The following is a 13,810-nucleotide window of genomic DNA, read 5'->3' on the forward strand; positions in this document are numbered from 1 at the left end:
CTTTTATAGACGGAAGAGAACTCCGCAAGGCGTAGCAATGTAAATATATAAACTGGGATGACTAACATATGTAATGGCCGAATTTGAAAATTCGGACCCTCACTCCTTTGTCGGCTCGCGGCAGGAAGGATCCAATGGATCACGAACCAACCGTCTCCGTACTCATTCTCGAGGACGAAGCCCTCATTGCCTTGGACGTGGAGTACAGCGTCGTCCAGGCGGGTTTCGGTGTCGCCGCCGTTCTCTCGAACTGTCGCGATGCGCTGGCCTGGCTCTCCGAAAATGTCCCCGACATCGTAATCACGGACGTATCTCTCCGGGACGGCTCATGCGGTCGACTGGCGGAAGCGCTGAATTTCCGCGGCATACCGTTCATCGTGCACTCGTCGATCAGTCGCCGACCGGGGACGTTCGACGAGGCGCTTTCGAACGGGCGCTGGATCTTCAAACCCTGCGATCCCGACGACCTCGTTCGCGCCGTCGCATCCTCCATACGACCGTTTGTCCGGCAAGCCTTGCCGTCCGTGTCTCGCAGGCGGTCAAGCGTGCGACCGGGTGAAGTTGTCCGAAACCGTATTCAAAAGCAAATCGCGATCTAATCGGGGGCCAATGTGATGCAGCATTTCTTCTTCAATTTCCGATCCGACGGCGTGCTCGTCCGGGATTACGAAGGGCATACCCTCGCCGGCCTCGATCAGGCGATCGGGCAGGCAACCGAAATGGCATGGCACATGAAAGAGGCAGCCAGGTCAGGTGCGAACATCGACAGTCGCCAGATCGAGATCTGCAACGAGGCAGGGCTGACGGTTCAAGTCGTTTCCGTGAAACAAGTGGCCGAAGCCCTCGGCGATCTCGAGAATCTCTTGGTCGATCACGATGAAAGGTAGGCCCAACTGGCGGCTGCTCTACGATCCTACGACGCTTCCCTCGGGCGTCGGCTACTTCCAGGATCTCGACGAGCGCTTTCTGCCCGGCACGGGGATGCAGGTCATCGCTGCCGAGCGGGAGGCGTCGATCTCAAAGACGGAGCGGCTTCGTGAGGAACGCTTGGCGCACGCATCGAAGCCGACGCCGGAGAGGGTGACCGATGACGACGTGTGACCAACGCCGTCGGTCGCGGATTCCCCGTTCAGTTCCAGTCGTGTCCGGCATATGAGTGACGTGCATTTCCCGGAAGCGGTCGTCGAGATGATTGTCGGCGGCTTTTCGCTATCGAAGGCATTCCGCCATCACGCTGGCCTGCCGATCCAATACGTTGCGGCACGTACCGGGATCCCGGTGTGCAGGCTGGCGGTGATCGAGAGTGGCAGCAGCGCCTCGGACGACGAACTCTCCGCGATCGGCAAGGCGCTAGAACTGCCGCACGGAATGCTTGTTGGGGCTCCATCGGAAATCATCTCCGCCGGGAGGCTTGTACCGTCGGCATTCCCGGCGGCCAGTCGTCATTCCGGTATGGGAGACTGACATGCTCAGAAAAAAGTGGATGTTCATGGTGGGAGCCAGCCTTGCCATGGCGGGGGCCGTTCATTTCCGTACGATTTGGGCAAAGCGTCGGAGCCCGCCCGCGGGACGGTTCATCGAAGTCGACGGCGTGCGGCTGCACTACGTGGAGGCCGGGTCCGGCGAGCCGATCGTCTTCCTGCATGGCAACGGCAGCCTGATCCAGGACTTTATCACGAGCGATCTCGTTCGCCTCGTTGCACAGACGCACCGGGTCATTGTCTTCGACCGTCCCGGCTATGGCTACAGCGAACGTCCGCGAGACCGGGTATGGACGCCCGCGGCCCAAGCGGACCTGCTGGCGCATGCCGCGGCAGAGCTGGGGATAGAGCGGGCTGAACTCCTGGGGCATTCGTGGGGAACGCTGGTGGCCGTGGAATGGGCTTTGCGACATCCCGAGCGCGTAGGTAGCCTGACTCTTCTCTCCGGCTACTACTTCCCGACGCCACGACTGGATGTCGTGTTCGCGTCCGGCCCCGCCGTGCCTGTTCTCGGAGACTTGCTTCGTTTCACGCTCACACCTCTGCTCGCACGGCTGGCTTGGCCTATGATGATGCGAAAGCTCTTCGGGCCGGCCGTGACGTCGGAGCGTTTCAATAGCATCCAGCCGGCCCTGTTCCTTGCCCCCGATGCGCTGCGTGCCTCGGGAGAGGAGGCTGCGGTGATGATTCCATCTGCCGCCGCGTTGATGGATCGGTATGTCAAATTGAGTGTCCCGGTGTTGATCGTAACAGGCGACGGGGATCGGATCGTCAATCCGCGACACCATTCGCACCGCTTGAGCAAGCTCCTTCAAGGCAGCGCGCTACTTGTTCTCCCGGGTGCCGGACACATGGTCCACCATACGGAGCCACGAAAGATCGTCGAAGCGTTCGTGGCTTTTGCGAACAGACATCGGCTCGTTGCCTGACCCACGGTCTTCTGTCAGTGGTCGTTCGACCAAACCGCGAGCAGGCCGAAGCCAGCTTCCATTCGTCGAAGCGCCCAGGCGTCGCCGAGAAACATATGAACGAGCCCGCTGAATGAACGACTACCAAGCGGGCATGCAGGATACCGAGGGCCGGGACCAAGCCGAGAAACACCTCGAGGCGGTCCGGCAGCAGGGCGGCCTGTTCGTGGAGGCCGTGCGTGTCACCCGCATGCCGATGATCGTCACGGACGCGACACTCCCCGGCAATCCGATCATCTTCGCCAATGCCGCCTTCATCGAACTGTCCGGTTACGCGATCGAGGAGCTCCTCGGGCAGGACCCACACTTCATGAACGGCAAGGACACCGATCCCGCCACGGTCGAACTTTACGAGCAAGCCATCCGCGCGGGTCGGGACGAAACGCTGGAAATCGTCCAATACCGCAAGGACGGATCGCCCTTCCACTCGATGCTCTTCGCCAGTCCGCTCCGCAACGACCGGGGAACGGTTGCGAACCACTTCCTCTCCTACCTCGACGTCACCCGGCGTTTCGACGCCGAGGCCGAGCTGCGCAAGGTGAACGACGAACTGGAGGAGCGGGTCGCGAGCCGCACCCGGGAGCTTGAGGAGACGAACGCAAGGCTGAAGATCGTCGCTGCCGAACGTGAGCTCCTCATGAAGGAGGTTAACCATCGCGCTAAGAACAGCCTCGCCATCGCGGCATCGCTCCTCAGCATCCAGGCGAGGCGGCAGACCGAACCGGCCGTGAAGGCGCTGTTCGAGGATGCACGGGAGCGCCTCGGTGCGATGGCTCGCGTTCATGACCTCCTCAGTCACTCGGAGAGCGAACAGAACGTCGACGTCACCGCGTACATGACGGACCTGTGCGCCGCCCTTCAGTCGATGACGGACGAGGGCCGCATCCGGCTGGAGGCAAGGTCGGAGCCGGGCATCTTGCTCGATGCGGACACCGCGGTACCGCTGGGCATCGTTCTGACGGAGGTCGTCACCAATGCGGTGAAGTACGCGTTCCCGCCGCCGCGCACGGGTACGATCCTGGCGCGGGCGAGGCGCAGCATGCCGGGGCGCATCGAACTCGAGGTGAAGGACGACGGCGTCGGCGTGGCCGAGGCTCGGGAGGGCTCGCTGGGCTACGGCCTGATCCGAGCGCTCGTCCAGCAGATCGGAGGCGTGATCGAGGTCAGTTCCGAAGACGGTGTAACGGTCCGGATCACTTTTCCCGATCCCTTGAGCCAAGACCTGGACGCAGTGGAAAGTTACTGACGCTGCTTGTCTGAATCGGCGAGGCGGTCTGGATTGAACCTCCTCGAGGTTCAGCACCCACCCTGCCGCTGCACGGCGTCATTCACGCCGCTTCAACGGAACGATGCCGCCCATCTCATCGTCGGGCATCGCCCCGGCCTCAGTATCCGTCAGCGCGTTGGCCTGAGCCTCTGGGTGATAGTCGGGATCAGGCGAATCCTTCGCACCAACCAAGGTGTCGGAGACGCGCGGCGTGCCGCCTTTCTCCGGCACGCGGTCGGCTTCATCGTCGGAGTTTCGTGAGAACACGTGCTTGGTCGGCTCGGCCATGGTCATGCCTCCTCTACGTCGTGGGCGCTGAACTCGGCAAAGGCCTCGCGGATGAGGGCGGCCTTACTCTCGTCTTCGATGTCGACCGATACCTCGATCGCGCCGTTCAAAGCAGCATCGTGACGCTCCTCGACGCTCGGCTCGCCGGCGTCGTTGTCCGATCCGGCCGTTTCCTCGCCCGCGGTGTTTTCCCGGCCGGCGGCGACGACGAAGATGTCCGTCCGCTCGATACCGTGCTCCTGCACGAGACGCTCGACCGTCATATCGGCCTCTCGTCTCGTCTCGAACTTCGCCGTCAACGTCGTGCCCATGGCCTCATTCCTTTGTTGGTGGTCACCGAGCCAACGCACGAAGTCGACAAACGACCCACGGCACCGGGATCCTTCGGCTCGTCCTAGACGATCGTCTGTCCCGTCTTCGCCCAGTCGGCGACGAACCCCTCGAGGCCTTGTCCGTCAAAGGGTGATTGATCAACGCCCGCAGCGTCGACGTGGGCATGGTCGCTGCGTCGGCACCGATGGGGGCAGCCTCGCGCACGAAGTGGTTCTGGGTACGGAGCGAATTGGATTACGACTCGGGCAACGCGGCTCCGGTTCGCTCGATTCGCAGCGCATCAACCACTTAAGGCTTCTACAACATCGCAGTGCGATGGTGTGCCGTTCCGCAATGAATTGGATCTGTCATGACCATCCCCTGCGAAGGCTGCCAGAGTGGCGTCCAGCTCGACTTCGACTTCTCCATGGCGTTCCAGCCGATTTACGATGTCGCAAGCCAGCGTGTCTGGGGCTACGAAGCGCTGATCCGCGGCACGGGAGGGGAAGCCGCTTACACGATGCTGTCGCGGGTGTCGCCGGAGCAACGCTACCGCTTCGACCAAGCCTGCCGGGTAAAGGCCATCGAGCTCGCATCCCGCCTGTTCCCCAAGGACTGCGACCTGAAGCTCTCCATCAATTTCATGCCCAACGCCGTATACGAGCCTGCAGCCTGCCTGCGTGCGACCCTGAACGCCGCCATTTGTCACGGCTTCCCAAAGTCGGCGATCATGTTCGAGTTCACCGAGGACGAGGAGGTCTCGGACCCCCTGCACCTTACCCGCATTATCACCGAGTATCGCAAGCACGGCTTCGTCACCGCGATCGACGACTTCGGCGCGGGACATGCCGGCCTTGGGCTGCTTGTCGAGTTCCAGCCCGACCTGATCAAGATCGACATGAAGATCGTTCGGGGCATCGACACGAGCTGGGCGCGTCAGGCAGTCGTGGCGGGGATCGTCGGCATTGCACGGACCCTCGACATCACCGTCTTGGCCGAGGGCATCGAGACGGAGGAGGAGTTCCTGACCCTGAAGGCGGCGGGCATCCCCCTCTTCCAAGGCTACTGGTTCGCCCGCCCAGCCTTCGAGGCTCTGCCGGCGATCGGGTCCGCTTCAATGGCGGCGCTTCGCCTGACAGCATAGAAGGGGAACAACCGCGCATGGAGGGACTTGGGTCTGGAACCCAAGGAAACCTCATGACCGTAAAAGCCATCCTGTTCGACGTCGACGGCACGCTCGTCGACAGCAACGACCTTCATGCGGCGGCATGGGTGGAAGCCTTCGCCGAGTTCGACATCGTCATCCCGCACAGGGACGTCCATGACCAGATCGGCAAGGGTGGCGACAACCTTATGCCTGCCCTTCTCGATGAGGAGGTAGTCGATGAGCACGGGGAGGCGATCTCGAACGCGCGCGCCCGCATCTTCAAGGAACGTCACGCCAGCAAGGTCGAGCCCTTCGCCGATGTCGCGGCTCTCTTCCGGAGGGCGCGGAAGGATGGCTGGAAGATCGTCCTCGCGACCTCCGGCGAGACTGATGAAGTTGAACCTCACATCGACAGGCTCGGCGTTCGCGACCTTCTGGACGTGGTGACCACCGCATCAGACGCCAAGCACTCCAAGCCCGACCCCGACATCTTCGCCGCGGCCCTCAAGAAGGTTGGCGCCGAAGCTGCCAACGCCATCGTGGTCGGGGACAGCCCATACGACATTCAAGCCGCCAAGAAGATTGGGCTGCGCACCATCGCCGTCCGGAGCGGTGGTTTCGACGACCAGGTGCTGACGGAAGCGGGCGCCGTGGCGATCTACGACAATCCTGCCGACTTGCTGGCCAGGTACGATACCTCCCCCTTGGCATCACACTAGCCCAAAGCTAGTGGCTCTAAGGAGGAGCAACCTCATGGCCGGCTCCGCGCCATTCCCGCCCGGCTAACAACCCAAATGGCCAGCGCGACGACAAGTGCGTCCTCCACGACGCCTGCGGCCATTGGCCGTAGCGGGCGATGAAGCGTTTACGGACCGCAATCGTGAAGTACGAGGATGCCACGACCACGGCTGCACCAACCACTGCTCCTGCCTTCTTGTCGTCGGCAAGGGCCGCTCCCGCGATCCCGCCCGTCATCAACTTGGCCAACATGCCGGGAGGGACGGTTCGGTCGGGTTCCGAGTGCATCTTGTCTCCCAACAGTTCGGCGACTGCCAGCGCGATTGCGCCTGCAAAGACCCACGGGCTTGCAAGCAACCTGACGGGAGGTCTCCGGCCGGAAAGGCGGCGCGCTCGCGCAAGCAGTGAGACGGCGGCAAGCGGGGTCACCGATCGTGACCCGGCAACGACGCCCATGACGAGAGGCGCAATCATTCAGCGGACCGTACGTGCCAAGTAGATGGTTTCGTCATCCGTCTTCTCCCATTCGTTCCGTAATCCGAACGGCGAGCGCGGCGCGGGGTTGCGACTCGATAATATGTTGGCCCAGTCTCGCGACGACAGTTATCTTCGACGCTGTAGTGACCTGAAGGGTCCGGGTATCCAACGGCCGCCCCCGTCAGCTACGTCGCCGTTGATCGTCGATGACCAGCGCGTGGCGGTGGCGGATTAACTGGTGAGGGTTCAAGTGCGGACCCTCCCAGCCATCGTACTCAAGGCGGGATTTAGGGGAAACCCTTGCCACCATGCGCACCAACCGCCGTCCCAGTGCTGAAGGTCGCTTCGCCGGACGCAAGGGAAACATACAGCGACGCCAGCTCGGCCGGCTGGCCCGCACGCCCAAGCGATGTCTGCTGGCCGAACTCGCCCATCTTGCCGGGGAGTTGGCCGCCTGCGACCTGCAACGGCGTCCAGATCGGCCCCGGCGAAACGGCGTTTACCCTGATGCCCTTCTTGGCGAGCTGCTTGGCCATGCCGCGGGTCAGGTTCTGGATCGCCGCCTTGGTCGAGGCGTAGTCGATCAAGTCCTCGCCGGGATCGTAGGAGTTTTGCGAGATCGTGTTGATGATCACCGAGCCGGGCGGGAGGCTTGGGATAGCCGCCTTGCTGAATCGGAACACGTGGAAGACGTTCGTCTCGTACGTACGGACGAACTGCTCGTCCGAGATCTCCATAATGTCCGCCTTGGACTGCTGGTAGGCAGCATTGTTGACGAGGAGGTCGAGACCGCCAAGTTCAGCGATCGCCTTGCGGACGACCTCCTCGCAGGCGGCCTGCGTCCGGATGTCGGCGGGGATGGCAACTGCTTTGCGGCCGGCCTCGCGGATCAGCGCGACCACTTCCTGGGCATCGGACTCCTCGTCGGGATGGTAGTTGATGGCGACGTCCGCGCCTTCTCGGGCAAACGCGATGACCGCGGCCCGTCCGATCCCGCTGTCGCCACCCGTTATCAGGGCGCGGCGTCCTGTCAGCTTGCCTGAACCACGGTAGCTCTTCTCGCCATGGTCCGGCACCGGGTCCATCTTGCTCGCCAGCGCTGGCCAAGGCTGCTTCTGTTCGGGGAAGGGCACTCGGGTAAACCTGTCTCGCGGATCGACGAGCGACGGCGCCGTGCCTGCGGGAGGGGCGCCCGCATCGCCCGTCTGGGCGGCGGCCGACGAGGCGGCACCGACGGCGAGGCCAACGGCCGCGCTGCCGAGTACTGCGCGGCGGGTCAAATGGTGATCGGTCATCTGGTGTCTCCGTCCGTTCGAAGGGTCTTGTTCTACATCGCGAACGGCGTTGGAGGGAGATCGCTCCCCGTCTCATCATGATGTGACCTGATCGTACGGTACAGGCCCCCTTCCTCGGCGAAACCGATTGCGTTCAAAGACATTCCCCCATTCCAACCAACCGGAGAATTTCCATGGTCACCACCGTCGGCACCGAAAGCACGTTCGAGAAGCTCGTCCAGAACCTTCTCATCCTCGAGCATGACGCGATCGCCGCCTATGAGAGTACGATTGCCAAGCTGGACAGCGAGATATTCAAGACGAAGATCGCCGAGTTCAAGGCGGATCACGATGCCCACGTCGCCGAGCTCACCAAGATGGCCCAGCGTCTTGGCGTCGAAGCCCCTACCGAGGGCGACATGAAGGAGTATCTGACCACGGGAAAGGTGGCGCTCGCCTCGATCATCGGCGACGGCACCATCCTGAAGGCGATGTCGACCAACGAAATCGAGACAAAGATGGCATACGACCAAGCCTCGAAGAACACCGCAGCTCCCGCCGAAGCACAGGCCTACTTCCGCAAGGCGTTCGAGGACGAAAGCCGTCACAAGGCCTGGATGGACGCCAACGCCTGATCAGACAAACGAAGGCCCGTCACGATTTCCGTGGCGGGCCCTCTGACTTCCGATCGTGACAGTCTGCTACTTCAAGGTGGGCATGTCCTCGGCAATCTGCGTTAGGAGATCGTCCGTCCGCTTCTCCTCCTGAAGGGTCTCGTCTAGCAAAGTCACCGCCTCGTCGTAGCCCAGCTTGGTAGCCCATGACTTCAACAGGCCGTAACGCGCGATCTCGTAGTGCTCGATGGCCTGCGCGCAGCCGATAAGGACATCCTCCGACGCCGCGGTATCACCAAAGTCCTCGAGGTCTTCTTCCATTTCAGACGTCATGCCGACCATGGCTTCGCAGGTCTTGCTCCGGGGGGGGGGGGTGCCGATGAGCTCGAACACCTGCGTCAGTCGTTCCACCTGGTTCGCTGACTCGTCGACATGCTGAATGAACGCATTCCTGAGCTCAGGGGCCTTTGCTGCTTTGGCTGACTTCTTGAGTGCCTTCACCGAGGCTATCTCGGCGTAGTAGACGTCCTTGAGTGTCTCGTAGAAGGCGTCCTCGAGCGTCCTTTCCTTCGCCATGTCACGCTCCTGAGAGATTGCCGCGACATGCGGCCTTTGGATTCGCAGGAGCTGGCGAAGGTCACATCGGTTCCCGCAGAGCCGAATGGCCAGGACAACAACTGTCCCACATCCATCGGACGTATCCCGGTACACAATCCGCCTGGAACTTCGGAGGTTCGCATTGCTTTGGAATTGAAACGGAGGCGGACTAAATGAAATCCGAACACGACGTCGATACTGCACCCGGGGAGCTTACGGTCTGGCGTAGCCTCTTTGGCGGCTCCATCCTCTGGGGTCGCTTCAAGTTCTTCATTTTCGTCGGCGCTTTTCTGCTGATCGGCGGCCTCATCGTCGCGTTCGCACCGATCTGAAGGGGCCTAAAATGGATTTCCAGAATGGCGAACGCGAGTTCCTCACGGCCAACCGTGCCGTAAAGATCGACGAAGACGGCATCGAGCGATATGTCGGCCTCACCGAAGACGAAAGCGTCGAGTATCTCGGTCTCTCGCGGGCAAACGATGCGGGCGGCCTTGAGGAGAGTGACGCGGCCCGCTACGCCACCCTGCACGAGAAGCACGAGAACGCCCGGCAGGTGTATGCCCGGGGCGAGAAGTCTCTTCATCCCTTCCAAAAACCCTGACCCGCCCGGTAGAGATTCAGACCGATTGTCAGATAATTGGCGCCGGCCCAGCCAGACTGACCGCTGCCGTCTATCTCGCCAGCTTCCGTCGTTCCGTCATCGTCCTCGACGGCGGCGAAAGCCGGGCCACGCGCATTCCGCTCAGCCACAACATCCCTGGCATGGCCGAGGGTCTAAGTGGTCATGACCTACTGAACCGCCACCTCGAGCAGGCAGCCGTCTATGGCGTAACGCCGCGCATGGGTACGGTTCGCGACATGGCGCCCATGACTGGCGGGGGCTTCCTTGCGACCGTCGACAACGGCTCAGGTGACAAGCTTCGGATCGAGGCGCGCTCCGTTCTCGTCGCGACCGGGGTCCGCGATCGGGAGCCGGCTCTGCCCGACGTGGAAAATGCCATCATGCGCGGCCTCGTCCGCCACTGCTCGATATGCGACGCCTTCGAGGTCACCGATCAGAACATCGCTGTACTGGGGCAGGGAGCCGGGGCAATCGGCGAGGCAGTCTTCATTCGCACCTACAGCCGTCGGGTGGCATTGTTGCTTCTAACTGGCGCCGAGACCCTTAGCGAAGAAGACCACCATCGGCTCGCCGCGCACGATATCCACCTCGTAAAGGATCCGATCATTACCGTCTCGATCGAAGGCAACCGGATCTCGGCGCTGACGACAGGGGGTGGAACGCAGCATCGCTTCGACGCTCTACTCGGCACTAGGCACCGATGCGCGCTCTGAGATTGCCTTGTCGATCGGTGCCGATCACGAGAAGACCTGCAACGCGATCATCGTCGAGGAGCAACAGCGTACTTCCGTGGCGGGAAGGTGGGCTGCCGGCGACGTCGTGAGTAACCTCAACCAGGTTGCTGTAGCGTGGGGACAGGATGCGGTGGTCGCTACCGACATTCACAACCGACTTCGCGATCTCGACCAAAAGACAGCGGCCGCCGCGCTCTCGGAACGGCCGTCGCTCTATGGACATGCGGTGAGGTGAGAGGGCAACCGTTAGCTCGGTACGGGAGTATCGATCCTCACGTCCCTGCACTGGAACAAACACCCAGTGCTCAGGTTTTGGGTCGAAATTTTAGCGAAGCGTCTTCGGACTCCTTCCTTTAGGATGGCGTCCGCCCTGTTATCGCGAAGGAGAATTGCATGACCATCGGCAGGTTTGCCTTCGAGACCAGTTGGGGAACCCGCTTCAATCCCGACGGTACGCGGTTTCGACTTTGGTCGCCGGGGGCTAGGAGCGTTGAGCTAGCCTTCACGGAAGGCCCGCTACCTGGTCCAATGGAATTCCAGATGATGGAGCGGGACGGCGACGGCTGGTGGGAAATCACCACCGACGCGGCAAAGCTCGGCTCCGGCTATGGCTTCCGCGTTGATGGCGGCAAAGTCGTGGCCGATCCCGCCGCCCGTGCCCAGATGGGCGACGTCCACTGGCTGTCGCGGCTGACCGATCCCCAAGCGTTCGGATGGAAGTCGGCCGACTGGAAGGGACGGCCTTGGCACGAATGCGTGTTCTACGAAATGCACGTCGGCACCTTCACCGCGGAGGGCACCTTCGAGGCGATCGTTGCCCGTCTCGACCACCTTGTCGACGCCGGCATCACCGCGATCGAGCTCCTGCCGATCGCGCAGTTCGCCGGCCAGCGGGGCTGGGGCTATGACGGCGTGCTGCTCTACTGCCCGCATCAGGTATATGGCGGGCCGGAGGGCCTGAAGCAGCTCGTTGACGCCGCGCATGAGCGTGGGCTGATGGTCTTCCTCGACGTCGTCTACAATCACTTCGGACCGGACGGAAACTACATCCCGACCTATACGCCGGAGTTCTACCACTTGGATGTCGATACGGCTTGGGGGCCGGCGATCGCCTACGATGAAAAGCCCGTCCGCGAGTTCATGATCGAGAACGCGCTGTACTGGCTGGAGGAGTTCCGCCTCGACGGCCTGCGCCTCGATGCGATCGACTCGATCAAGGACACGACTGAGGTTCCTTTCGTTCAAGAATTGGCCGCCCGGGTGCGCAAGGTCGTCACGGACCGCTACGTCCACCTGACGACCGAAGACGATCGCAACATCACCTGGCATATCGAGCGTGACGAGGGCGGCGCGATCCCGCTGGTGTCCGGCGAGTGGAACGACGACTTCCATCACACAGCGCACGTCCTCGCGCTCGGCGAGCAGGAGGGCTACTACGAGGATTATGAGATCCACTCCGCGGCGCAGATGGCCAAGGCTTTGGCGACAGGCTTCGTCTATCAGGGCGAGCACTCGCGTCACCGAGAGAAGACGATCGGCTTCTCGTCGGCACATTTGCCGCCGACGGCCTTCGTGAACTTCATCCAGAACCACGACCAGATCGGCAACCGGGCATTTGGCGACCGCCTCAAGTTCCTGTCGTCGGTGCGGGCGTACACCTGTTTGGAGTCGATCCTGATGTTGTCCCCGCAGATCCCGTTGATGTTCCAGGGTGACGAGTTCGGCGACACGACGCCCTTCTGCTACTTTACCGATTTCCATGGCGAGCTCGGCAGTGCGGTGAGCCAAGGCCGCAAGCAGGAGTTCAGGAGCTTCTCGGCCTTCGAGGACCCGCAGGCAGCGGAGGTGTTTCCCGATCCGAACGACGAGTCGACCTTCCTGGTATCGAAGCTGGATTGGGACTTGCTGCGCATGCCCACGCACAAGCGGTGCCTCCAGGTCACCCGGAACCTCCTACGGGTTCGGCGCGACGTACTCATGCCTCTGCTGGCCGACATTCCCGGTGGGAGCGGCGCAGCGATGGTCGACGGCCGCAAGTTCGCGGTGTCGTGGACCCTCGCGGACGGGCGGGAGTATCAGCTCTTCGCTAATCTTACCGACGAGACCTGGAGGCTGGAGGGTGTGGCGACAACTGCCGACCTCGCTTCGGCGTCACCTGTCTACTCGAACCACCTACACGCACCCGAAGAGCTCAAGGAAGGACGTCTTAGCGCCTACACGACCCTCTTCGTGCTTGCCCCTAGACGGCTGTTCGAGCCGACCCTCTAGGCCATCACCATTCACAAAAACGCCCGCCCCAATAGGGGCGGGCGCAATACTCACCGGACGATCTGTTCAGCGCGACTTCTTGTAAAGCTTCGAGGCGATCTCGAACATTTCCTCCGGCGCGTAATCCGGGGTGAAGGCCGAGGGCACACCAGTCAACTGATGGATCTTGCCGCCTTCCGGCATGCCGTCGACGACTTCGAGTTCGCCCGGTGGATCGTTCGGCAGTGCCATTTCGCCGTTACCCCAGATGCCCGCCATCTCCTTGTAGTCGTTCGGGCTGAACGTGTAGAGCCGGCGATGCGAGCCCTCGTCGAGGTACTTCTGGCATTCCGGGATCTTGGAGAGGTCGATGTTCGGCGTCGGCAGGAAGTCCTTGATCTTCACGCCGGTGATCTTCTCCAGCGCCAGCGCGTAGGCGTGGGCATGCACGGAGCCGCGCACCAGGAGATAGCCGCAGACCTCGCGGCCGGTCGGGTCGGTCAGCGTCTCGTAGACTCGCAGCTTGTGCAGCCGCGCGCCGCATTCGAGGTGGAAGTTGTGCAGGAGGTCGACGACGACATTGCCGGTGGTGGTGATGAAGTCGTTGTTCCACGACGCGCCGTTGGAGTTGACGGGCATCGCGCCGCCGGCACCCGACAGGAAGGCCGCGGCCAAGCGGATGTCCTTCATGTCCTCGAACGGTGCGCCGGAAATGTCCCCGCCATCACCCATGTCGCCGTTTGGCTTGTCCGGGCCGTTGTTCAGCATGGCGACGCCGTTTGAGACGAGCTCGACGTGCCCGAGTTCCTCGGCGGTGATCGAGGCGACGAGGCTATAGAACGGCTTCAGTTTGTCCTTGGAGCGGAAGTTGAAGCTCTGGAACATGTAGTTGCCGAGCGTCGACATCTCGCCGTACTTGCCGCCGAGTAGCTCCTGAAGGGCCGCAGCGGCATTGGGGTCGGCACGTTTGGGGGCAGGAAGCTCCGCTTGCAGCTTATCGACTCGCATGAACATGAGAGTGGCCTTTCTTGAGTGGAGACCAGA

19 protein-coding genes and 1 pseudogene are annotated in these 13,810 nt (G+C 62.2%); 14 read left to right on the forward strand and 6 right to left on the reverse strand.

The features are described from left to right. The first annotated feature begins 134 nt into the window (after positions 1–134). The 6 genes from ACZLZQ_RS19050 (at position 135) to ACZLZQ_RS19075 (ending at position 3,695) form a co-directional block, all read left to right on the forward strand. Positions 135–599, forward strand: a complete 465-nt coding sequence (locus tag ACZLZQ_RS19050) for a response regulator (protein ID WP_472950707.1) — start codon at positions 135–137, stop codon at positions 597–599. Positions 600–614: 15 nt separating this feature from the next. Then, positions 615–887: a DUF6894 family protein gene (locus ACZLZQ_RS19055; protein ID WP_472950708.1), complete on the forward strand. Its 273-nt coding sequence runs from the start codon at positions 615–617 to the stop codon at positions 885–887. Then, positions 877–1,101, forward strand: coding sequence for a hypothetical protein (locus tag ACZLZQ_RS19060; protein ID WP_472950709.1), 225 nt, complete (start codon positions 877–879; stop codon positions 1,099–1,101). The genes ACZLZQ_RS19055 and ACZLZQ_RS19060 overlap by 11 nt, the downstream gene beginning before the upstream one ends. Before the next feature lie 51 nt (positions 1,102–1,152). Next, positions 1,153–1,464, forward strand: coding sequence for a hypothetical protein (locus ACZLZQ_RS19065; protein WP_472950710.1), 312 nt, complete (start codon positions 1,153–1,155; stop codon positions 1,462–1,464). Position 1,465: 1 nt separating this feature from the next. Further along, positions 1,466–2,410: an alpha/beta fold hydrolase gene (locus ACZLZQ_RS19070; RefSeq protein ID WP_472950711.1), complete on the forward strand. Its 945-nt coding sequence runs from the start codon at positions 1,466–1,468 to the stop codon at positions 2,408–2,410. 112 nt (positions 2,411–2,522) lie between these two features. Continuing rightward, on the forward strand, positions 2,523–3,695 hold the full coding sequence (locus ACZLZQ_RS19075; RefSeq protein ID WP_472950713.1) for a sensor histidine kinase: 1,173 nt from the start codon (positions 2,523–2,525) through the stop codon (positions 3,693–3,695). 78 nt (positions 3,696–3,773) lie between these two features. On the opposite strand, the gene ACZLZQ_RS19080 is transcribed toward ACZLZQ_RS19075, so the two are convergent. The 3 genes and pseudogenes from ACZLZQ_RS19080 to ACZLZQ_RS19090 form a co-directional block, all read right to left on the reverse strand. Continuing rightward, positions 3,774–4,004: a hypothetical protein gene (locus ACZLZQ_RS19080; protein ID WP_472950715.1), complete on the reverse strand. Its 231-nt coding sequence runs from the start codon at positions 4,002–4,004 to the stop codon at positions 3,774–3,776. Positions 4,005–4,006: 2 nt separating this feature from the next. Then, the gene (locus ACZLZQ_RS19085) at positions 4,007–4,315 is read right to left on the reverse strand and encodes a hypothetical protein (RefSeq protein ID WP_472950717.1); all 309 of its coding nucleotides are present in this window, start codon (positions 4,313–4,315) and stop codon (positions 4,007–4,009) included. An 83-nt stretch (positions 4,316–4,398) separates the two neighbouring features. Further along, a pseudogene (locus ACZLZQ_RS19090) lies at positions 4,399–4,565 on the reverse strand (fructose-6-phosphate aldolase); the annotation flags it as partial. Between the two features lie 121 nt (positions 4,566–4,686). On the opposite strand from ACZLZQ_RS19090, the gene ACZLZQ_RS19095 reads away from it, so the two are divergent. Further along, positions 4,687–5,460: an EAL domain-containing protein gene (locus ACZLZQ_RS19095; protein WP_472950718.1), complete on the forward strand. Its 774-nt coding sequence runs from the start codon at positions 4,687–4,689 to the stop codon at positions 5,458–5,460. A 53-nt stretch (positions 5,461–5,513) separates the two neighbouring features. Further along, the gene (locus ACZLZQ_RS19100) at positions 5,514–6,182 is read left to right on the forward strand and encodes an HAD family hydrolase (protein ID WP_472950719.1); all 669 of its coding nucleotides are present in this window, start codon (positions 5,514–5,516) and stop codon (positions 6,180–6,182) included. Positions 6,183–6,965: 783 nt separating this feature from the next. Here ACZLZQ_RS19100 and ACZLZQ_RS19105 read toward each other — a convergent pair. Then, entirely contained in the window at positions 6,966–7,973 is a 1,008-nt protein-coding gene (locus ACZLZQ_RS19105) for an SDR family oxidoreductase (protein WP_472950720.1), read from the reverse strand. A gap of 173 nt (positions 7,974–8,146) precedes the next feature. On the opposite strand from ACZLZQ_RS19105, the gene ACZLZQ_RS19110 reads away from it, so the two are divergent. Further along, positions 8,147–8,587, forward strand: a complete 441-nt coding sequence (locus ACZLZQ_RS19110; protein WP_472950721.1) for a DUF2383 domain-containing protein — start codon at positions 8,147–8,149, stop codon at positions 8,585–8,587. 66 nt (positions 8,588–8,653) lie between these two features. Here the strand turns inward: ACZLZQ_RS19110 and ACZLZQ_RS19115 are convergent, their stop codons facing one another. Beyond that, entirely contained in the window at positions 8,654–9,142 is a 489-nt protein-coding gene (locus tag ACZLZQ_RS19115) for a YciE/YciF ferroxidase family protein (protein WP_472950722.1), read from the reverse strand. Positions 9,143–9,336: 194 nt separating this feature from the next. On the opposite strand from ACZLZQ_RS19115, the gene ACZLZQ_RS19120 reads away from it, so the two are divergent. The 5 genes from ACZLZQ_RS19120 (at position 9,337) to treZ (ending at position 12,787) form a co-directional block, all read left to right on the forward strand. Further along, complete coding sequence (locus ACZLZQ_RS19120; RefSeq protein WP_472950723.1) at positions 9,337–9,495, forward strand: hypothetical protein; 159 nt, start codon at positions 9,337–9,339, stop codon at positions 9,493–9,495. An 11-nt stretch (positions 9,496–9,506) separates the two neighbouring features. Further along, positions 9,507–9,764 (forward strand): hypothetical protein, encoded by a 258-nt coding sequence (locus tag ACZLZQ_RS19125; RefSeq protein ID WP_472950724.1) that lies wholly within the window; start codon positions 9,507–9,509, stop codon positions 9,762–9,764. A gap of 56 nt (positions 9,765–9,820) precedes the next feature. Then, positions 9,821–10,498: an NAD(P)/FAD-dependent oxidoreductase gene (locus ACZLZQ_RS19130; RefSeq protein ID WP_472950915.1), complete on the forward strand. Its 678-nt coding sequence runs from the start codon at positions 9,821–9,823 to the stop codon at positions 10,496–10,498. Between the two features lie 7 nt (positions 10,499–10,505). After that, complete coding sequence (locus ACZLZQ_RS19135) at positions 10,506–10,754, forward strand: hypothetical protein (RefSeq protein WP_472950725.1); 249 nt, start codon at positions 10,506–10,508, stop codon at positions 10,752–10,754. Positions 10,755–10,912: 158 nt separating this feature from the next. Continuing rightward, complete coding sequence (gene treZ / locus ACZLZQ_RS19140) at positions 10,913–12,787, forward strand: malto-oligosyltrehalose trehalohydrolase (protein ID WP_472950726.1); 1,875 nt, start codon at positions 10,913–10,915, stop codon at positions 12,785–12,787. A 66-nt stretch (positions 12,788–12,853) separates the two neighbouring features. On the opposite strand, the gene ACZLZQ_RS19145 is transcribed toward treZ, so the two are convergent. Beyond that, positions 12,854–13,780, reverse strand: a complete 927-nt coding sequence (locus ACZLZQ_RS19145) for a manganese catalase family protein (RefSeq protein ID WP_472950727.1) — start codon at positions 13,778–13,780, stop codon at positions 12,854–12,856. Positions 13,781–13,810 lie beyond the last annotated feature (30 nt).

The organism is Mesocryomonas lacus, from assembly GCF_055730105.2.